16 protein-coding genes are annotated in these 20,025 nt (G+C 56.9%); 9 read left to right on the plus strand and 7 right to left on the minus strand.

What is annotated here, in order from left to right:
* The first annotated feature begins 61 nt into the window (after positions 1-61).
* The 4 genes from glyA (at position 62) to G538_RS0105550 (ending at position 8,153) form a co-directional block, all read left to right on the plus strand.
* Positions 62-1,351, plus strand: a complete 1,290-nt coding sequence (glyA, locus tag G538_RS0105535) for a serine hydroxymethyltransferase (protein WP_029068543.1) — start codon at positions 62-64, stop codon at positions 1,349-1,351.
* A gap of 10 nt (positions 1,352-1,361) precedes the next feature.
* Entirely contained in the window at positions 1,362-2,252 is an 891-nt protein-coding gene (locus tag G538_RS0105540; RefSeq protein ID WP_029068544.1) for a bifunctional methylenetetrahydrofolate dehydrogenase/methenyltetrahydrofolate cyclohydrolase, read from the plus strand.
* Between the two features lie 431 nt (positions 2,253-2,683).
* Positions 2,684-7,183 carry an ExeM/NucH family extracellular endonuclease gene (locus G538_RS15245; RefSeq protein WP_035833436.1) on the plus strand — a complete coding sequence of 1,500 codons (4,500 nt, stop codon included), beginning with the start codon at positions 2,684-2,686 and terminating at the stop codon, positions 7,181-7,183.
* A gap of 160 nt (positions 7,184-7,343) precedes the next feature.
* Positions 7,344-8,153, plus strand: coding sequence for an exodeoxyribonuclease III (locus tag G538_RS0105550; RefSeq protein ID WP_029068545.1), 810 nt, complete (start codon positions 7,344-7,346; stop codon positions 8,151-8,153).
* Here the strand turns inward: G538_RS0105550 and G538_RS0105555 are convergent.
* The 3 genes from G538_RS0105555 to G538_RS0105565 are packed head-to-tail and all read right to left on the minus strand — an operon-like array spanning position 8,140 to position 11,134.
* The gene (locus G538_RS0105555) at positions 8,140-9,285 is read right to left on the minus strand and encodes an Mrp/NBP35 family ATP-binding protein (protein WP_029068546.1); all 1,146 of its coding nucleotides are present in this window, start codon (positions 9,283-9,285) and stop codon (positions 8,140-8,142) included. The two genes, G538_RS0105550 and G538_RS0105555, sit on opposite strands and share 14 nt — an antisense overlap.
* Before the next feature lie 24 nt (positions 9,286-9,309).
* Positions 9,310-9,855: a DUF1003 domain-containing protein gene (locus G538_RS0105560; protein ID WP_029068547.1), complete on the minus strand. Its 546-nt coding sequence runs from the start codon at positions 9,853-9,855 to the stop codon at positions 9,310-9,312.
* Positions 9,848-11,134, minus strand: a complete 1,287-nt coding sequence (locus G538_RS0105565) for a magnesium transporter MgtE N-terminal domain-containing protein (RefSeq protein ID WP_029068548.1) — start codon at positions 11,132-11,134, stop codon at positions 9,848-9,850. The genes G538_RS0105560 and G538_RS0105565 overlap by 8 nt, the downstream gene beginning before the upstream one ends.
* Positions 11,135-11,304: 170 nt before the next feature.
* Between G538_RS0105565 and G538_RS18205 the strand changes: the two genes are divergently transcribed.
* The gene (locus G538_RS18205; RefSeq protein ID WP_211218588.1) at positions 11,305-12,240 is read left to right on the plus strand and encodes a YflT domain-containing protein; all 936 of its coding nucleotides are present in this window, start codon (positions 11,305-11,307) and stop codon (positions 12,238-12,240) included.
* Between the two features lie 38 nt (positions 12,241-12,278).
* On the opposite strand, the gene G538_RS0105575 is transcribed toward G538_RS18205, so the two are convergent.
* Entirely contained in the window at positions 12,279-13,823 is a 1,545-nt protein-coding gene (locus G538_RS0105575) for an aminopeptidase P family protein (RefSeq protein WP_029068549.1), read from the minus strand.
* Positions 13,824-13,900: 77 nt separating this feature from the next.
* Here G538_RS0105575 and G538_RS0105580 point away from each other — a divergent pair, with 77 nt between their 5' ends.
* From G538_RS0105580 to G538_RS0105590, 3 genes are all read left to right on the plus strand, one after another.
* A complete protein-coding gene (locus G538_RS0105580) occupies positions 13,901-14,743 on the plus strand; it encodes a PHP domain-containing protein (protein ID WP_029068550.1) in 843 nt (280 codons plus the stop codon).
* On the plus strand, positions 14,740-15,372 hold the full coding sequence (locus tag G538_RS0105585; protein ID WP_029068551.1) for a MarC family protein: 633 nt from the start codon (positions 14,740-14,742) through the stop codon (positions 15,370-15,372). Before G538_RS0105580 ends, G538_RS0105585 begins: the two co-directional genes overlap by 4 nt.
* Before the next feature lie 101 nt (positions 15,373-15,473).
* Positions 15,474-16,163 (plus strand): hypothetical protein, encoded by a 690-nt coding sequence (locus G538_RS0105590; RefSeq protein ID WP_029068552.1) that lies wholly within the window; start codon positions 15,474-15,476, stop codon positions 16,161-16,163.
* Here G538_RS0105590 and G538_RS15255 read toward each other — a convergent pair.
* Entirely contained in the window at positions 16,124-17,788 is a 1,665-nt protein-coding gene (locus tag G538_RS15255; protein ID WP_084618123.1) for a DEAD/DEAH box helicase, read from the minus strand. The two genes, G538_RS0105590 and G538_RS15255, sit on opposite strands and share 40 nt — an antisense overlap.
* A gap of 358 nt (positions 17,789-18,146) precedes the next feature.
* Here G538_RS15255 and G538_RS0105600 point away from each other — a divergent pair, with 358 nt between their 5' ends.
* A complete protein-coding gene (locus tag G538_RS0105600) occupies positions 18,147-18,863 on the plus strand; it encodes a ferritin-like fold-containing protein (RefSeq protein ID WP_029068553.1) in 717 nt (238 codons plus the stop codon).
* A gap of 111 nt (positions 18,864-18,974) precedes the next feature.
* Here the strand turns inward: G538_RS0105600 and G538_RS0105605 are convergent, their stop codons facing one another.
* Both G538_RS0105605 and G538_RS0105610 read right to left on the minus strand, forming a co-directional pair.
* Entirely contained in the window at positions 18,975-19,199 is a 225-nt protein-coding gene (locus G538_RS0105605; protein ID WP_029068554.1) for a DUF3107 domain-containing protein, read from the minus strand.
* Positions 19,200-19,302: 103 nt separating this feature from the next.
* Positions 19,303-19,995, minus strand: coding sequence for a TetR/AcrR family transcriptional regulator (locus tag G538_RS0105610; protein WP_169514101.1), 693 nt, complete (start codon positions 19,993-19,995; stop codon positions 19,303-19,305).
* Positions 19,996-20,025 lie beyond the last annotated feature (30 nt).

The raw sequence follows: 20,025 nt of genomic DNA on the forward strand, positions 1-20,025 counted from the left end.
ATCTCACGCGCCTCGTCAGTACTCGTAGCGTCGCGGCCCAGCCGCGAGGAGAAGGAGAATCATGTCTATCACTGGTGATTCCGTGATGAACCAGGGCTTGGCGCAGGTCGACCCTGAGATTGCTGCTGTACTCGATGGTGAACTGGCGCGTCAGCGTGGGACCCTCGAGATGATCGCGTCAGAGAACTTTGTCCCCCGGGCAGTACTGCAGGCGCAGGGCTCAGTTCTTACGAACAAATATGCTGAAGGCTACCCAGGTAAGCGCTACTACGGCGGCTGTGAACAAGTTGATGTCGCAGAGAGCCTAGCCATTGAACGCGCAAAGTCGCTGTTCGGAGCTCAGCACGCCAACGTTCAACCACACGCCGGAGCGCAAGCAAACGCCGCCGTGTTGCACGCATTGATCAACGCCGGTGACAAAATCATGGGCTTGAATCTCGCCCATGGTGGCCACCTTACCCACGGCATGAAAATCAATTTCTCCGGCAAGCTCTACCAGGTAGCAGCATACGGAGTAGAAGAATCCACCTCGCGCATCGACATGGATAAAGTACGTGAACAAGCACTTGCCGAGCGCCCAGATGTTTTGATTGCGGGATGGTCCGCTTACCCCCGTCACATTGACTTTGCTGCTTTCCGATCCATCGCGGACGAGGTTGGCGCAAAGTTGTGGACGGACATGGCGCACTTTGCGGGTTTGGTGGCAGCTGATCTTCACCCCAGCCCAGTACCCCACTCCGATGTGGTGTCTTCGACAGTTCACAAGACCATCGGTGGCCCGCGTTCTGGTTTCATTCTTTCTCGTGATGAGTGGGCGAAGAAAATTGATTCCGCAGTGTTCCCTGGCCAACAGGGTGGGCCGCTCATGCACGTGATTGCTGCGAAGGCTGTGGCCTTCAAAATTGCTGGTTCGCCTGAGTTTATTGAGCGCCAAGAACGCGTGTTGCGCGGTGCGAAGATCATCGCTGAGCGCCTGACGCACGCAGATGTTTCCCAAGCAGGGGTCTCTGTTCTTACGGGTGGCACGGATGTTCACTTGGTTCTTGTTGATCTGCGCCACTCTGAACTTGATGGGCAGCAGGCTGAAGACCTCCTGCACACCGTGGGCATTACTGTGAACCGCAACGCAGTGCCATTTGACCCTCGTCCACCACGCGTCACCTCTGGGTTGCGTATTGGAACCCCAGCGTTGGCAGCACGAGGATTTGGTGACGCCGAATTTGCTGAGGTGGCAGAAATCATCGCAGCAGCACTCACCGCTGGGCAGGCCGCTGATGTGGACGCCTTGCGTGCCCGTGTTGACCGCCTTGCTGAGAGCTTCCCGCTATACCCAGAACTTCACCAGTACTGAGGGGCCCGCCATGACGGCAAAAATACTTGATGGAAAAGCAGCTGCCGCACAAATCAAAGAGCAACTCCGTGAACGCGTTGCTCGGCTGAGTGAGCACGGAGTGACACCAGGCTTGGGTACCTTGCTTGTAGGTAACGATCCAGGCTCAACGTGGTACGTGGCTGGAAAACACAAAGACTGCGCAGAAGTAGGAATCGCTTCGATTCGCGAGGATCTTCCTGCGGATGCCACGGAGTCAGACATCATTGCTGCAGTTGAGCGGCTCAACGCTGATCCAGCCTGTACCGGGTACATCGTGCAATTGCCATTACCAGCGGGAATTGACACGAACCGTGTGTTGGAACTGATTAACCCAGAAAAGGATGCTGATGGCTTGCATCCAACAAACCTTGGTCGGTTAGTGCTCCGGGTTGCGGAGGACGTCAGTTCACCGTTGCCGTGCACCCCCGCAGGGATTATCGATCTCATCGAACGCCATGGTGTTTCATTGGCAGGTAAACACGTTGTTGTTGTTGGGCGTGGTACCACCGTTGGCCGGTCAATAGGTTTGCTCCTCACGCGTAAAGCGGTGAATGCAACGGTGACACTGACTCACACCGGAACAACGAACCTCCCCGACCTGTTGCGGCAGGCGGATGTGGTAATCGCTGCGGCTGGAGTCCCTGACATTGTCACTGCACGTGATGTGAAACCTGGAGCAGTATTGATCGATGTTGGTGTTTCTCGCCGAATCGACCCAGACACCGGCAAATCGGTTGTTGTCGGTGATGTTGCGGCTGATGCCCGAGAAGTTGCGGGGTGGATATCACCAAATCCAGGCGGCGTTGGTCCGATGACTCGAGCGTTCCTGTTGGAAAACGTTGTGGCAACTGCTGAACGGCAAAACGGCATCACATTGTGACGTTTAGCACCCGAGAGGCCATGATGGCCCCTGCGCGCTTGCGCAGGGGCCATTTGTATTCGCCCTTGTCACAGCGGCGTTTCGACCGTGTTGCTAACCCTTGTATTCGGTCACATGCGGGGCATGCTAGCCGACTGTGAGGTGTGTGACCAGTGCCACATGATGGGGACTTCAGCCTAGTGAAACCTACCCGGCTTACGGTGAGACGTGAGTGCTCAAAGTTCGTAGATTGTGTGGTGAAGCGCTTGACGAGAGCGGTTCAATGGCGTGACCGTTCGGAACTCGATGGCTAGCGAAAATTCGTATGAACTTCGTAAAGGGTTCATATCTTCGTTGGCGCAGCGTCGCGCCCCATCAGTAAGTTCCACACCATAGCCCCACGCCCGCGAGGGGAATCCAACAGCACACATCGTGCACAGCAAGGGAACAATATGATGCACACACACCGTGCGCGCCGCAGAACGACGGCGACACTGCTCACCGGGGCGCTAGCAATAGCACCTCTGGTTTGGGCCCCCACCGCACTTGCAGCCAACGAGCAGATCACTCCCATTGCACAAATCCAAGGCACCGGGTCAGCCACACCACTAGCCGGTAAAAGTGTGACAACACGAGGAGTTGTTACAGCGGCATACCCAACAGGCGGATTCCGTGGATTTGTTATCCAAACTCCAGGGACTGGTGAAACTGTCCCCGAGGCGTCACACGCAGTTTTTGTTTACGCCAACTCCACCAACCTGCCAACACTGGGACAATACGTTGAGGTCACAGGCACTGCAGGAGAGTACAACGGGCTCACACAACTATCCCAACCCACCTGGACTGCCCTCGACGACGATGTCGAGGCACCAACACCTCTTGATATCGCGTGGCCAGAAACAAATGACGAGCGCGAGCAGCTGGAATCCATGCTGTATCAACCATCCAGCTATGACTTCACTGTCAGCAACACTTACTCCACCAACCAGTATGGTGAAGTAGGACTTGCCTTCGGTGACACCCCACTGCGTCAACCCACGGATGTGGCACGCCCAGGAAGCGATAAAGCGGCTGCCATTCAAGCCGAAAACATCGCGAAATCTGTTGTGCTAGACGACGGTGCAACCACAAACTTCTTCAGCACAAAGGCAGCAACTCCCCCCTACATCTCGCTCGACGAACCGTTTAGAGTGGGCGCGCCAGTCGTCTTTGATGAACCCGTCGTTGTTGACTATCGCAACAACTTGTGGAAGCTCAACCCCACTGCGCAGGCACTACCTGGTGAGGAACCGGCATCAGCGAAAAACACGCGCACAGCTGGGCCAGACGCCAAAAGCTTGGGCGACGCTGACCTCACTGTCGCATCGTTTAATGTGTTGAACTACTTCACAACAACCGGGGAAGATTGGGCCGCGCAAGGAAACACCTGCACAGCGTACTCAGACCGAGCTGGTACAAAAATTACCGTCAAATCTTGCTCAAACAACGGGCCCCGCGGTGCTTGGAATGATCAAAGTCTGACGCGCCAGCAAGACAAAATCGTGGCAGCGATCAACACACTTGACTCAGCTGTTGTGGGGTTGCTGGAAATCGAAAACTCCGCAGCGTTGGGGGAAGAACCCGACGAAGCAACAGCCACACTTGTCGCTGCGTTAAACGCAGCTGCCGGCGAAGAGCGGTGGGACTACATTCGGTCCTCAACAGACCTGCCACCAGTGAACCAACAAGACGCCATCACTAATGCAGTGATCTACCAGCCCGCACTCGTCAGCCCACTTGGTGACTCACGCGCACTGGGTGATCAATCCGGTGACGGACAGCCGTTCAGCAACGCTCGTGAACCGCTTGGACAGGCATTTACGCCAACAGATGATGGCGACCCCTTCTTCTTTGTGGTCAACCACTTCAAATCCAAGGGGTCAGCCGGACCACTACCCGGTGACACAGACCAAGGAGACGGGCAAGGGTCATCGAACGCCTCACGGGTTGCTCAAGCAACCGCATTGCGCGACTGGGTTGAGTCAACGATCACCTCTCTGTCAGCCGACACTGAACAAGACATCACCGACGTCGCCCTCACCGGTGACTTCAACTCCTACACTCAAGAAGACCCCATGCAGGTTTTCTATGAGGCGGGCTACACCAACTCAACACCTGAACTCAACGATGGAGAATACAGTTACTCATTCTCCGGACTAGCCGGGTCGCTTGACCACGTGTTGTTCAACGAGTCGTTCGCTGACCGCATCACCGGTGCGGACATCTGGAACATAAACTCCGGGGAATCCATTGCTCTGGAATACTCTCGGTACAACTATCACGGCACCGTGTTCTACGCTCCAGATGCCTACCGTTCATCAGACCACGACCCGGTTATTATCGGACTGAAAAATTCACGAGGTGGATCTGATCAGAAGTCAGTAGACATCAACCTCCTTGATATCAATGACTTCCACGGCCGGATCGACAACAACACCGTGAAATTTGCCGGGACGGTAGAAGCGGCACGCGCCGAATACCCCGACTCGACCCTGTTCCTTTCCGCAGGAGACAACATCGGTGCTTCCGTGTTTGCTTCAGCAGTGCAGGACGACAAACCCACCCTTGATGTTTTGAACGCACTGGAGCTTGCGACCTCAGCAGTAGGAAACCACGAATTCGATGTGTCCTACGAGCACCTGACAACAACAGTTGAAGACTGGTCAGACTTTGACTACCTTGGCGCAAATGTCTACACCGCAGGCACTACGGAGCCTGCACTGAAAGAATATGCAGTCTTTGATGTATCTGGTGTCAGCGTAGGGGTTATCGGTGCTATCACCGAAGAAACACCATCACTGGTCACCCCTGGTGGCATCGAAGCGATCGAGTTCGGCGACCCCGTCGAAGCAGTCAACCGCGTCGCTGAACAACTCACTGATGGCGATGACAGCAACGGCGAAGCAGATGTCCTTGTTGCGCTTTACCACGAAGGAGCAGGAGCAGGAACACCAGATGGCTCAGACCTTCCAGAAGAGATAGCAGCAGGCGGTGTGTTCGCTGACATCGCAACCAACACATCCCCAGAAGTCGCTGCGATCTTCACCGGGCACACTCACAAGCAGTACGCGTGGTTGGGCGACAACGGAGACAAAGCACAACGTCCGATTATTCAGACTGGATCCTATGGTGAGCACATCGGACAAGCGGTACTGACAGTCGACACCACCACGGGCGAAGTCACCGAAGCGACTGCAAAAAACATTGCCCGCTCCACAGTCGCCGACAATGAACTCATTGCGGCCTACCCACGGGTCGCCGAGGTGTCAAGCATCGTGACACAGGCACTCGAGTACGCCAAAGAGGTTGGTTCTCAACCAGTTGGCTCTGTCACCGCCGACATCACCACGGCATACACCGATGGAGAGTATGTTGACGGCGTATACACTGGCGGATCCCGTGACGATCGTGCCTCAGCGTCCACTTTGGGAACTGTTGTTGCAAACTCACTGCGTGACTCGCTGTCCACCCCAGAGCGTGGAGGCGCTGACTTTGGTGTGGTGAACCCAGGCGGCCTGCGGGCAGACCTGCTCTACGGCGATGACGGTGTCATCACCTACGCTGAAGCGAACGCGGTCCTGCCGTTTGTCAATAACTTGTGGACAACCACGTTCACAGGCGCACAAGTCAAGACCATGCTTGAGCAGCAATGGCAACGCACATCAGCAGGTGACGTGCCAAGCCGCCCCTACCTGCAACTAGGGCTGTCAGACAACGTCACCTATACCTTTGACGCATCACGCGACGAAGGGGACCGCATCACCTCTATCAGGATCAATGATGAAGAACTCGACCCTGCCCGCGAGTACGTTGTAGGGACCTTCTCCTTCTTGGCGCAAGGTGGAGATAACTTCCACGTGTTCACGGAAGGTCAAGACACCAGAGACTCTGGACTGATTGACCGGGAAGCGTGGATTGCCTACCTAGAAGACAACAAAGAGCTGTCCCCAAGTTTCGCGCGCCAAGGTGTTTCCGTCAGTTCTCTGCCGGGAGAACTGACACCAGGTGAAACAGTGACCACAACACTGTCACGTCTCAACATGACAAGCCTCGGCTCACCGGTGAACACGACATTGGCAGTCACATTTGATGGAGGCTCCCTCAACGAGCCAGTGACGGCAGGGGACGTTGACGTCACAACGGATGGCCAAGGAACAGCGAACGTCACCCTTGAGGTGCCCGATGCTGCTGCTGGTGCCACAGTGATGCGGTTTGTCGCTGACCCCAGCGGAACCACAGTGACTCTGCCAGTGACCGTGGCAGAAGGAACCGCACCAGAACCCGAGTTCTCTACCCGAACTACCTTCACTGCGGGTACATCAATTGCTGGAGCCGACACAAAAATCAAGGTGAAGGTCACTGCAACCGCACCAAAAGGTAGCAAGGGCTCAAGCAAAAAACCCGGAAAGCCATTCGGAACCGTCACCTTCATGGAAGGTGACACAAAACTCGGAACGGCACGTGTGAAGAATGGCAAAGTCACCACCAGCATCGTTCTCGATGCCGGACGCCATGCAGTCACGGCAACCTTCACCCCAGACGACACAGAACGCTACGGAGAATCAACGTCAAAGGTCGTGAAAATTAAGACCTCAAAGGCGCGTAGTGATGTGCAAACAAAGCTCGACACAACGCGGGTGACGCTGCCGGACACAGCTACCGTCAGCATTAAGGTCATCGCAAAGAAGCAGGCAGCTGCCCCGGAAGGGGCGGTCATGATCTACAGCGGACGTGACCAAATCGCTGAAGGAGTGCTCGTGCCTGGGAAAAAATCAACCAGTACGGTGGACATCGAACTAGTTGATCTACCAGCCGGGACATACCGTGACCTTGTTGCGGTATACCCAGGCAATGACAACACGTCACGCTCGACGGAAACCATCCGAACCTTAACGGTTCGTTCGGCACGGTAGTGTCTCCACCCCTTAAGGGGGCATGACACCATCGTGTGACAAGAACGTGCGGCGGCAACGGTAGTTTCGTTGCCGCCGCACGTTCTTCGTTATCGGGGTAGGTACAGTGCAGAATGACGTGCGTTTGCCCGTCATCGTCTGTCTAAGACATGATGGCCACATGCTTACCATCGCAACAGTGAACGTCAACGGAATTCGAGCGGCTTGGCGTAAAGGCATGCCGCAGTGGTTGGATGCAACACAACCTGATCTCCTGCTATTGCAGGAAGTCCGTGCAACGGATGACATCATCAAAGATCTGTTTGGCCCAACCTGGACAGTTATGCACCAAGCCTGTGACATTAAAGGACGTGCCGGTGTTGCGATCGCAACGCGCCTACCTGTGCAAGCAGTGCGCATCGGACTAGGAGCGGGGGAGCCAGAAGTCCCCGTGGATACAGGGCGGTGGATTGAAGCAGATATTTCCCTCGCCAACGGCGAAACCTTGACCGCAGTGTCTGCATATATCCACTCGGGCACAGCAGGAACCCCAAAAATGGATGAAAAGTATGCCTACCTTGAACGAGTCACAGCCCGCCTCGCTGACATTCGGGCAAGCGGTGCCTACGGGTTAGTTGGTGGTGACATCAACATCGCTCACACGAACAACGACATCAAAAACTGGCGTGGAAACAAAAAATCCGCCGGGTTCTTACCCGAGGAGCGCGCCTACCTCGACCAGTGGTTCGATGCAGGTTGGCATGACACCCACCGCGAACTCGTGGGTGAGCAAGAAGGTCCCTACACCTGGTGGTCAAACCGCGGGCAAGCCTTCGACAATGATTCAGGGTGGCGGATTGACTACCACCTCACCACCCCCGAGCTATTTGCTCTAGCCTCTCACGCACGGGTGGATCGGGCAGCGTCGTATGACGCGAGGTGGTCAGACCACGCCCCCCTGCTCATCGATTACGACCTCACAACGGCGTAACGTTCAGGCGCATCCCTGACAATCCTCGTTCCCGATGCGCAAGGCCCCTGGCGATGTCCCGCAGTGCGACAGCTGCGGGAACATCGGGGTGGGCGAGAACGACGGGGACACCATTATCTCCATCTTCGCGCAGGTTGACGTCAAGTGGAATGTGCCCCAGTAGCGGGACATCACTTCCGCTGAGCGCGGTCAGTGAGTCGGCAACTTGTTGCCCCCCACCGCTGCCAAAGAGTTCCAAACGTGTGCCATCTGGCTGCTCTAGCCACGCCATGTTTTCGATGACACCAACAAGGCGCTGGCGTGTCTGCAGTGCGATGGAACCAGCACGTTCAGCTACTTCAGAAGCAGCGAGTTGTGGGGTGGTGACGGTGAGAATTTCACTGTGGGGGAGTAGCTGAGCCACTGAAATCGCAATGTCACCGGTTCCCGGCGGAAGGTCAAGCAAAAGCACGTCAAGGTCTCCCCAATACACATCAGTGAGGAACTGCTCTAGCGCTCGGTGAAGCATCGGCCCGCGCCACACAACCGGTTGCCCCGCTGGGACAAACATGCCAATGGAAACAACCTTGACCTCGTGGGCGATAGGCGGCAGCAGCATGGAATCCACTTTGGTGGGAAGCCCGCGTGCACCCAGAAGGCGCGGGATAGAAAAACCGTAGATGTCGGCGTCAATGACACCAACCTTGACCCCGTCGGCGGCCAGCGCAGCCGCAAGATTAGCAGTGACTGTGGATTTCCCAACCCCGCCCTTACCAGAGGCGATAGCGTACACCTTGGTCAACGAGCCCGGCTGAGTAAAGGGGATAACTGGAGTTGCTGAACCACGCAGGAGAATACGCAACTCTTCACGTTGCTGCTGGGTCATAGCGCCCAACTCCACTGCAACCGAATGCACGCCTTCAACCTGGCTGACCGCGTCAACAATCCGAGACTCAATGGTTGACTTCATGGGGCAGCCCTCAGTGGTGAGGTCAATGCCAATCACTGCATGGTACCCCTGTTCTTGTTCAACAAGTTCCACCGAGCGCACCATGTTCAACTCGGTAATGGGGCGCCGGATTTCGGGGTCAATGACGTTTTTCAGAGCGTGATGGATCTGGGCGGTGAGGTCGGAACGTTGCGTGGTCGACATGTGCCCCAGTCTAGTCAGAGACTGTCAGGTGTTTGTAGGTGGATTGTCCTGCGAAGATGCATCCCCCGTGCCATTGCCTGCTGACTCGGCTGCTGTACGCTGCAGTTCCTCGAACAGGCCTCGAAGTTCCGAGCGAACAAAATCACGGGTAGCGACCTCACCCATCGCGATGCGTAGTGACGCCATCTCCCGAGCCAAATATTCGGTGTCAGCAAGGTTGCGTTCCGCGCGTTGCCGGTCCTGCTCAGCTGAGACCCGGTCACGATCGGCTTGACGGTTTTGGGCAAGCAAAATCAAGGGAGCGGAATACGAGGCTTGAATGGAGAGCATCAATGTGAGGGCGGTGAACCCATTTGCTGCCTTATCGAACCGGAGATCTTGAGGACCGATTGTGTTCCACAGGAGCCAAATCACACAAAACAGTGTCATGTAAAGAAGGAACTTTGGGGTCCCCATAAATCTGGCGATCGTTTCTGCGACTTGCCCGAAAGAGTCTTCATTCCCGCGAGTCTTTGGGCGAGACCACAATGTCCGTCTCACTTCACGGGGGGTGTCGAGGCGTTCAGCCATGGATGTCGCCCTCCTTTTCGTCGGTCAATGTGGTGTGTGGGCGCTCACGCCAATCGTCGGGGAGCATGTGGTCAAGAATGTCATCAACGGACACCACGCCCAGTAGTCGACGTTCACTGTCGAGCACAGGCAGTGCCATCGCGTTGTAGGCGGCGAAGAGGCGAGCGACATGACCTAAGCGGGCATCTGTTGTGACGTGTTCGATGTCCGTATCTAAAACGGAACCCACAGGTGAGTGCGGAGGCTCACGCAGCAGACGTTGGAAGTGCGCGACCCCTAAGAACCTGCCGGTGGGAGTCTCCAAGGGGGGACGGACGACAAAAACTGTCGACGCGAGAGCAGGGTGAAGGTCGCGGCGTCTAATGTGCGCCAGTGCAAGGGCAATAGGGGTTTCGGGAGCAAGAATGACCGGTTCAGTGGTCATCATCCCGCCAGCAGTGTTCTCGTCGTATGACAACAACCGGCGCACGTCTTTTGCCTCTTCGGGCTCCATGGCTTCCAGGAGCTCCGCGGCTTGATCGTCGGGGAGTTCGTGAAGGAGGTCTGCGGCATCGTCTGGTTGCATGACTTCGAGAACGTCCGCGGCGCGTTCAGTTTCTAATGCTGACAGGATGGCAACCTGGTCGTCTTCGGGAAGTTCCTCAAGCACGTCAGCAAGTCGTTCGTTATCCAGAGCCGCGGCGACTTCGAGTCGACGCACATCTCCAAGTTCATGGAGTAGATCAGCGAGGTCGGCTGGCTTCATGTCAGCGTGCGCGGCGAGCAACGATGCGGCACCCTGTTCAACGCTGGTGTATTCCAACCCCTGCACGGCACTGACGTCAACAATGAACGTTTCACCGCGTCGCCGTAGTAAGCCACCTTGACGTCCGACTCCACGACGGACGAACACCCGAGAGATGTTCCAGTCGCCGGTCCGGGTCTTCTCTAGGGCGACATCTTCAATGAGCGCCTCGCCCGAACCGTCTTTGAGGGTGACTCTGCGGTCGAGGAGTTCGCCTAGCACCAAAGTTTCGGTGGCGCGTTGCTCGAATCGACGCATATTGAGTAGCCCAGTAGATATCACTTGGCCAGCGTCAATAGACGTGATGCGAGTTAAGGGGAGGAATACGCGCCGCTTACCGGGCACTTCCACCACCAGGCCTACAGCGCGGGGAGCGCGTGTGAGCCGCAGCAGGACAACAACGTCACGAACTCGCCCAACCTGATCCCCCAAGGGGTCAAAGACGGGAGTGCCGGCAAGTTTGGCGACGAAGACTTGAGTACTGATGCTGCTCACGTACTTAAGGGTACGCAAGATCTGCTGTTCGTACCTGCGCATCCACGTTCCTGTGATGAACCGTGGTGTGGATCGCACAGGAGTGTGAAGAGAGTACGCCGTCAGCAAACAAGGAGAGGTGCCCTACGTCTTCTCAGGACTTTCCCACTGAGGTGGGGAAGAATAGTGCCATGAGCATGATGAAGCCCGCAGCACCTCCGAAGGTTCCCACCATGCCGCGTGGAGAACCCATCGCGGTGTACTCGACTTACCTCAAAGCGCAGAAAGCGGTTGACGCTCTCTCGGATGCCGGGTTCGCAGTACAGCACGTCACCATTGTTGGCCATGACCTGCACATGGTGGAACGAGTTACTGGGCGTTTGACCTACCCGCGTGTAGCTGCCGCAGGGTTTGCCTCCGGTGCATGGTTCGGTTTATTTGTCGGGTTGCTCTTGTCGCTGTTCTCCCCGAACGGTAATAGCTTCGCAATCTTTGCTGCGATTGTTATCGGTGGAGCATTTGGCCTGTTGTTCTCAGTGTTGTCCTATGCGCTCACTGGGGGTAAACGGGACTTCACATCACAGAGTCAAATCGTGGCAGCGCGCTACGTGTTGCTGTGCTCAGGTGAAGTGTCAGGAAAAGCGCTGAACATCTTGCGGGAAAAACAAGTCACCGGTGACGTTGCTGGGCCCGGTGGCGCCGCAGCGATAAGCGTGCCGATGCCCGTTGCACACCAACAAGCACCACCCATGGGAACTGCATCGCCACACGTCGGCAACACTGAGCCAGGAGTTCCGGGAAACGATCACTCTGCGACGTCACCCTCAGCACCAGCAGACAACGCAGCTCCTGCGGGCCCACCGCGTACCTACGGTGAGGCAATCGATGCTGCTCGCCGTCAAGAAGCAGTTCGCCAAGCAGCCGCGCACCACACTGGAACTGCTACAGTTCCGCACGCAGAATCCGCACCGCGAGGCGGCGAAACATCGGGCGACCAATCGGACACGCCAGAAGCCGAACAGGACGCCCCACACGGAGCAAACAGCACACCGCCGCAGGCCGATGACACGCAACACAATGCGGCGGCCAGTGAGAACAAAAAGGAAAACCCTTTCCGCGCTCCCTAACCGCCGCATGGTGGCGATGACAAGCTGTAGCGATCAGGCTAAGACAGCAGGCTAGCCATCCACTCTTCGACATCCTCAGGTGTTCGCGGGAGCGCGGCACTGAGATTCTCATTGCCGTCCGCAGTCACCAGAACATCATCTTCAATACGCACCCCAATGCCGCGGTATTCCGCGGGGACAGTCAAGTCGTCAGCCTTGAAGTACAAGCCTGGTTCAATGGTGAAGACCATCCCAGGTTCCAGTACCCCGTCGACGTACATGTCACGGCGAGCCTGAGCGCAGTCATGGACATCAAGACCGAGGTGGTGGCTGGTGCCGTGCACCATCCACCGACGGTGCTGCTGTCCCTCAGGGGTGAGAGACTCTTCAGCTGACACAGGGAGAAGCCCCCACTGCTCAAGGCGCGCAGCGATAACGCGCATCGCGGCGGCGTGAACATCAGAGAACCGTGCCCCAGGAACAGCAGCCACAAACGCTGCATCCGCTGCGTCAAGAACAGCCTGGTATACCTTGCGCTGAGTGTCCGTGAACGTACCGTCAACAGGAAGGGTGCGGGTGACATCGGCGGTGTACAGGGATTCCACCTCTACCCCCGCATCGATGAGCACCAACTCGCCGGCGCGTACTGCACCGTCATTGGTAATCCAGTGCAGTGTCGTTGCGTGCTCGCCTGAGGCGGCAATTGTCTCGTACCCCACGGTGTTGCCTTCAAGGCGCGCATGCGCCCCAAAAACCGTTTCGATAACCCGTTCACCACGCTGGTGCTTCACCGCACGCGGGAGGTTGCGAACAACCTCGTGGAAACCTTCAATGGACTGGTTGACCGCTTCGCGAAGTTCTGCGATTTCCCACTCGTCTTTCACCAGACGAATTTCGGAAAGCGCCTCGAGCAGCTCAGCATCAAGGTCTGCGGTCGATTCACCGGCAAGCCCAGCCTGCTCTCGCAGCATCTCGACTAGTGACTCAACACCGGCGTCTACCTCCGGAATAATCCGCAAGGACACGTGTCCTTCGCCAAGGTCTTTCGCCAAAACATCGGACAACGTATCAATGTGAACAGCGCGAATGCCCGTCACCTTCGTCACATCATCCAACGTTGGACGGGCGCCTACCCAAAACTCACCGTAGCGGGCGTCAGCATAAAACTCTTCCGAATCACGATCTGCCAACGGGCGCACAAACAGTAGTGCTTCGTGCCCGGCAGAAGCGCCATCGAAGCCTACCTGTGGGTCAAGAACAAGCACAGCGTCTGGCTCTTGATCCGTACCAAACCCAGTCAGATGCGCAAAAGCGCTGTGTGGTCGGAAGCGGTAGTCGGTGTCATTCGAGCGGACTTTCAACGCGCCAGCAGGGATCACAAGGCGTTCACCAGGGAAACGAGCACTCACGGCTTCACGGCGTGCCGGGGTGTATGCGGCGAAGGGGCCAGGGACCGCGCCAAGGTCACTGCGGGGTGCCCACCCCGATGTCATAAACTCTTTGAACTTTTCAGAATTGGGGCGGTGTGAACGGTTGTTCACACGGTCCTTGATGTCTGACTCTGCAGGATCGGCGGATTGCGCCGGGGAATTGTCCGTAACCATACTTCCCAGTCTCTCACTGAGCACGCCTCATCGCCCAGCCCGTCAAGACACGAGGTGGCGAGCCGTATATTGGAAGGATGCGTATCGACCTTCACACCCACTCCACTGTCTCTGACGGAACGACAAGCCCTGCGCAGGTTGTTGCTCAAGCAGCCGCTGAAGGACTGGACGTCATTGCTTTGACAGACCACGACTCGACACTGGGATGGGAAGAAGCAACGAGCGAAGCACGCGCACAGGACATCATCTTGGTTCCTGGAGCTGAAATATCCGCCCGATGCGGCGGCATATCCGTGCATGTTCTGTCTTATTTGCACGACCCAGACAACCCGGCGATGAGAGAACACGAACGGCGAGTCCAAGAAGCCCGCCGCGATCGAGCCCGCATCATGGTTGATCGACTTGCTCAAGACCACCCCATCACATGGGACGACGTTATTGAGCAAACCAAACCTGGAACGACCATTGGGCGCCCGCATCTGGCTGATGCACTTGTTCGCGCGGGAATCGTTACGGACCGCAGTGAAGCGTTCGATACGTTGCTATGGACCGGAAGTCCCTATTACGTGCATCACTATGCTCCTGAAGCGGTGACTGCCGTTGAGATGATCTGTGCTGCTGGGGGAGTGGCAGTTTTTGCGCACCCTGGGGCCAGTGCACGAGGCGCCGTTGTCGCTGATACCGTGATCGAGGATATGATCTCAGCTGGACTGCATGGGTTGGAGATCCACCATCGTGATAACCCACCCCATGAGCGCACCCGCCTGACCGGCATTGCGCAACGTCACGGAGTATTGGTGACGGGGTCTAGCGACTTCCACGGGGACGGCAAACCTAACCGTCTTGGAGAGAACACCACCACCCTTGAGGTGTTCCAGAGCATTGAGGAGCTGGGCGTGACGCCAGTGGTACGACCGTGAGCGACTTCATGGACATTCGCCTCTTCATTGAGGTTTACGTGACGCTCTTTGTCATTATGGACCCGCCAGGAACTGTTCCAATCTTTTTGGGGCTCACCGGTTCGATGACCGCGAAACAGCGGGCTGGTGCTGCACGCACCGCGATTTTTGTCGCCGCCGGTGTGATCTTGGCGTTTGCTGCTTTTGGCCAGCAACTCCTTACCTACATGCACATATCCATCCCTGCGTTACAAGCATCGGGTGGGCTTTTGCTCCTCCTCATTGCGATGCAACTCCTCACCGGAAAAATGGAGGAAGCCGCTGAGAGCCCAGCAAACAAAAACGTCAACGTGGCGCTGGTTCCGTTAGGTACTCCGCTTCTTGCTGGCCCGGGCGCCATCGTTGCTTCGATGCTCTTTGTGCAGCGTGCCAGCGACGCCACCGATTGGCTTGCTCTAGCACTTGGGTTCCTTGCGATTTGCATCACGCTGTGGGCGTCGATGCGGTTCGCCGGAGTTATTCACAAGCTGTTGGGCGAATCAGGAACAATTTTGGTGACGCGTATTGCAGGGCTTTTGCTTGCGGCGATCGCGGTTCAACTTATTGCCGATGCCGTGATCGCGTTCGTGCGCGGGGCGATGGCAACGTAACACACCAATAGCGTGGTAGGTGGGGAGAAGTCCCGCTGTTAAGTCTGATGCTCTCGCGACATAGTCTGTTCAAGAGCATCTGCTGATAGGGAGGCCCGCCAATGCCCCACCTCACCGCGAAACACACTCGAATAGTTGCTGCCGTCATGTGCGCCGTTCTCATTGGGTCGGTGGTTGTGTGGCATGCGATGGCCCGTTCAGCAGTTGGGCAGATGTCTATTTCCGCGGATTACACACGCTACGACTCTCTTGAAGATGCCCATGATGCTTCTGACGTGATTGTGGTAGCAAGCGTTGTGGATTCTCGGGTTGAACTGCTCCCACCTGGCGCGGTGAAGGCCTCTCGCGGGAGTACTGGACGCGGCGTGTCAACATCAGCTGACACCGGGGCTCGTCTTGTCGCAACAGTGCACCGGGTGCAGGTGTCTGACGTAGTCCATGGAAGCACCGTTCGTGGCGGCGACATCATTGAGGTGAGCCAGATCGGTGGGTTCCACAATGGGGTGACCTATCAGGACGCCAGCACCACGCTCCTGACAGAACTTGGTCACCAAGTGGTGCTCCTGTTGGAAACCACCAGCGAGGATATGTACACCCCGATCAACCCCATTGAAGGGGTTTTTGAGGAACGTGGCGGCCTACTTGTTCCGGTGAATGAATCAGTGGCCCCGGATTTTCGGGGAATGACTGTCGATTTCCTTTCCCACCACCTTTGCGTTGCAGCGTTTGGTTGTAGAGCGAAAACGCTAGGTTATTCCTGTGCGGCCTTTTGTTCAGTGCCAGCAACCTGAGTGTTGTCAGATCCGTTTGAACGACGACGCCGTTGGCGGTTACGGCGGGGACGTTCGCCACCTGACTTCTCCGCGGCGGGGGTGCGAACGTCAACAGCACCTTGGGAGTCACCGTCACTGTTTGCGGTCACCGGTGACGCAACAACAGTTGATGCTGCATTGTCCTCGCTTGCCCGGCGGCGGGTGCGGGGGCGCCGAGGTGATCGCTCTGCTGAGTCGTCAGATGAACCACGGGAAGATTCATCGCGTGGTGGGCGACGATTGCCGCCTACCTGGGCGGGGCGCGCCCCTTTGTCCTCACGGCGTGGCGTTGGTGTGCGTTTTCCGGTTTCACCAACGTCTTCAAGGTCTTCGGCTGCGAGTCCAGCTCGGGTACGCATGCCCTGAGGTAGCCGTCCCTTGGTTCCTTCAGGGATGTCAAGGTCTGTGAAGAGGTGTGGTGAACTGGAATATGTCTCGAGGGGCTCAGGGATGCCGAGCTCAAGAGCTTTGTTGATGAGGGTCCACACGTGCAAGTCATCCCAGTCAACAAAGGTGACTGCTGTTCCCTTGTTGCCTGCGCGACCAGTGCGGCCGGTTCGGTGCAGATACACCTTGGCATCTTCAGGAACCTGGTAGTTGATGACGTGGGTGACGTTCTCGACGTCAATGCCACGCGCTGCTACGTCGGTTGCGACGAGGATGTCGACCTTCCCGTTGCGGAAAGCGCGTAGTGCTTGTTCGCGGGCGCCTTGTCCAAGGTCACCGTGCAGAGCGCCTGCAGCAAATCCGCGTTCCGTGAGTTCTTCAGCGACCTTCGCAGCTGTGCGTTTGGTGCGAGTAAAGATGACTGAGAGTCCGCGGCCACGGGATTGCAGGATCCGAGCGATCATCTCCATTTTGTCCATGGGGTGAGCGCGGAAAACAACCTGTTTGATGTTCTTCACGGTGGACCCGGCGTCTTCTGGGTCCTGAGCGCGAATGTGGGTTGGTTGTGTCATGTAGCGGCGTGCCATTGCCACCACGGCGCCTGGCATTGTTGCTGAGAACAGCATCATTTGGCGCACGGCTGGTGTCTGGGCAAGGATTTTCTCAACGTCAGGGAGGAACCCAAGGTCAAGCATTTCGTCGGCTTCGTCAAGCACAATGACCTGGGCCCGCATCAGTGTGAGGTGACGTTGTTTGAGCATGTCGATCATGCGCCCTGGGGTGCCAACAATGACCTCAGCTCCACGTTTCAGTGACTCAATTTGTGGCTCATAGGCGCGCCCGCCATAGAGCTGAACAATACGGACGGAACGTTTTGTGGAGGCGATTTCGAGGTCTTTGGCGACCTGTACTGCTAACTCACGGGTTGGGACAATCACCAACGCCTGTGGTTTGCCGGGGGCTGGAAGTTCGTCAAAGCCTGGCTCATCTGGGGCAATAACTTTGTTGAGCAGGGGAAGTCCGAAGCCCAGTGTTTTACCGGTTCCAGTTTTCGCCTGACCGATGATGTCATGCCCAGATAGGGCAACAGGCAAGGTGAGTGCCTGAATGGGGAAGGGGGAGACGATGCCTGCTATGGCGAGCGCCTCAACGATGTCGGGGCGGATATTGAAATCCGCGAAACTTTTTTCGATCTCAGTGTGAGAGGACGTGGTCACTTTGCCTCGTGTCGTGCGTCAGGGCGGTGCCGCGCGGCCGAAAATGACCTGCCGATGCTTCGGCTCGTCGATCAGACCGGGCACTGCGCCGGTGGTGGCAGCCGAACGTGTATGTGCAGGCCGCAGGTGGTGGCAGGCGCTGTGGCCCGCTACATCGCTGATTTTTCAGCTGGCATCACCCGTGGCAGTACTGTCAAGTGTCGTGACGAACGGGCAACCTATGTACAGGGCAAGTGTAACGCCGTGTGTATGGAAATGTTTGTATTGGTGATCTGCGGCACGTTGCCGAGGGGTTGGTGACACGCGAAACCGTGGCTTGACGGCGTTGGGGTGGGGTTCACGCCGTTATCCTTAAAAGGTGTCTTATGAGCCAGCAACCACAGCGACCGACCGCGGGGACAGTGATGTCACCGAACTTCTCGGTCTCTTGGCCTATACCCAGTTGTCAGCAGCCCTGCGTCATGCGCAAGATGCAGCGTTGACCACCCACCTGTCACGGCGTCTTGCGTGCGCTGAATTATCAGCACAATCTCATGCGCACTTCACCATGATCTGTGAGCACATTGATCATATTGGTGGGGACTCGTTGAATCTTCTACGTCGGTACAACGGTGCTTTTGATGAGTATGAACAGCGCACTGCTGCTGATTCATGGCATGAGCGAATTGTGAAGGGGTACGTGGGGCATACGGTTGCCATTGATTTTTGCCGTATTGCCATTGTTGCTGCCCCAGCGGCCACTCGCACGTTTGTTGAGACGCTGCTGACAGATATTCATGCCCAAGATGTTGCCGTTGACATTTTGCGCGCGAAGACCCAAGAAGATGCCACTTTCGCGTCGCGGTTGGCGCTGTGGGCACGTCGGATCGTGGGTGAAGCGTTGAACCAGGTTCAATCCATTGTGACCAGAGAACCGGCACTTGCGCGTCTGGTGACTAAAGGGGCGGAGCAGGCTGGCTTCCTTGCTCAGCCTGATAGTGAGATGGACGCTAACCGTCAAGAAATGTCCTGGTTGTATTCCCAGCTCACTGCTGAGCACTCTCGGCGGATGGATCGAGTGGGTTTGGCTGCCTAAGTCGGGCATGTCATGGCAGATTTCTGCCTTCATGATGCATGAGGGGTGAACATGGTGATGCCCGCCCCTCATGGCGAGGGGCGGGCATCACTATGGCTTGGGGGCTACCGCTTAGAACTGTGCGAAGCCGACCTTGCGCTTGTCGGTGTCACCGAACTCAACGTAGGCAATGGATGCCCCAGGGATGATGACTGTGCGTCCCTTGGTGGTGGTCAGTGACAGGGGAGCTCCGTCGCGTAGCGCGTCCGAGACCTGTGCAGTGAGGTCAGCGGTCTTGAGGTCAGTTTCAAAAGTAACCTCACGGGTGAGGTTCTGAATACCGATCGTTACCTGCATCGTTGTCTGCTTTCTGTTCCGGGGCCAGGCTGCGTGAGCTTGCGCTAGTGGCCGCTCACTTATGACACACATCTTAGGTCGCGTGTGCCTGTGGTGGCGCCCTTCAGGGGGTTTTGCCCTCACGGCGTAACATTCCTTGAATTCCATACCAGGCGAACCTGGCGAGCAGGTCAACGTGAGCGTCCCGATCAAGGTAGGGGGTAGCGGTGTGTAATGCATCAACTGCTGCGTGGCGGGCTAAGGCGGTGGCGCATCGTGCAACGGTGAAAGCGTCAGCCTCGCTGAGGTCTGTGAGGTCGCGCAAGCGGCGGGCCACGAGATGGGCGATAACAGTGTTGGGTTCTTCGACTCGTTCGCGTACTGTGTCGTCGCGGGTGACATCAGATTCAAAGAGTAGCGATGCCGCCATGCCCGTTTCTGAGGCAAAAATGACGTAGGCCCCCATGATGGAACTGACGACCTGGAGACCCAATGTTTGGGCGGCGGGAGACAGCGGAGAAGATTCATCAACGACGTAGGGGGCACTAGGTGTGTCGTGATGGTGCAACGCAGCCTCAACGGCTTGCACGAGGGCGTGGGAACGTTCGTCAATGATCGCGAGATAGAGATCAAGTTTTGATGGGAAATGCCGGTACAAGATGGGTTTTGACACGGCAGCTGCTTCAGCGATGTCGTCCATGCTGATGTGGTGGAATCCGTGGGCTGCAAACATTGCCTGCGCATGCACAAGGAGTTGGGCGCGGCGGTCCTGTTTGCTCATCCGCCTGCGGTGGGGTTGCGCAGGATTGATGCTCACCAGACCACAGTACGGTGATTCCACATGAGA

This window comes from Jonesia quinghaiensis DSM 15701 (assembly GCF_000423205.1).
GTDB lineage: Bacteria > Actinomycetota > Actinomycetes > Actinomycetales > Cellulomonadaceae > Jonesia > Jonesia quinghaiensis.

Excerpts from the sequence above, each read along its gene's own strand:
- G538_RS15245 (WP_035833436.1), top strand. The coding sequence starts at position 2,684 with ATGATGCACACACACCGTGCGCGCCGCAGAACGACGGCGACACTGCTC.
- G538_RS0105590 (WP_029068552.1), top strand. The coding sequence starts at position 15,474 with ATGCCCCACCTCACCGCGAAACACACTCGAATAGTTGCTGCCGTCATG.
- G538_RS0105555 (WP_029068546.1), bottom strand. The coding sequence starts at position 9,285 with ATGTCGACCACGCAACGTTCCGACCTCACCGCCCAGATCCATCACGCT.
- G538_RS0105605 (WP_029068554.1), bottom strand. The coding sequence starts at position 19,199 with ATGCAGGTAACGATCGGTATTCAGAACCTCACCCGTGAGGTTACTTTT.
- G538_RS0105540 (WP_029068544.1), top strand. The coding sequence starts at position 1,362 with ATGACGGCAAAAATACTTGATGGAAAAGCAGCTGCCGCACAAATCAAA.
- G538_RS0105580 (WP_029068550.1), top strand. The coding sequence starts at position 13,901 with ATGCGTATCGACCTTCACACCCACTCCACTGTCTCTGACGGAACGACA.
- G538_RS0105575 (WP_029068549.1), bottom strand. The coding sequence starts at position 13,823 with ATGGTTACGGACAATTCCCCGGCGCAATCCGCCGATCCTGCAGAGTCA.
- G538_RS0105560 (WP_029068547.1), bottom strand. The coding sequence starts at position 9,855 with ATGGCTGAACGCCTCGACACCCCCCGTGAAGTGAGACGGACATTGTGG.
- G538_RS0105550 (WP_029068545.1), top strand. The coding sequence starts at position 7,344 with ATGCTTACCATCGCAACAGTGAACGTCAACGGAATTCGAGCGGCTTGG.
- glyA (WP_029068543.1), top strand. The coding sequence starts at position 62 with ATGTCTATCACTGGTGATTCCGTGATGAACCAGGGCTTGGCGCAGGTC.
- G538_RS18205 (WP_211218588.1), top strand. The coding sequence starts at position 11,305 with ATGAGCATGATGAAGCCCGCAGCACCTCCGAAGGTTCCCACCATGCCG.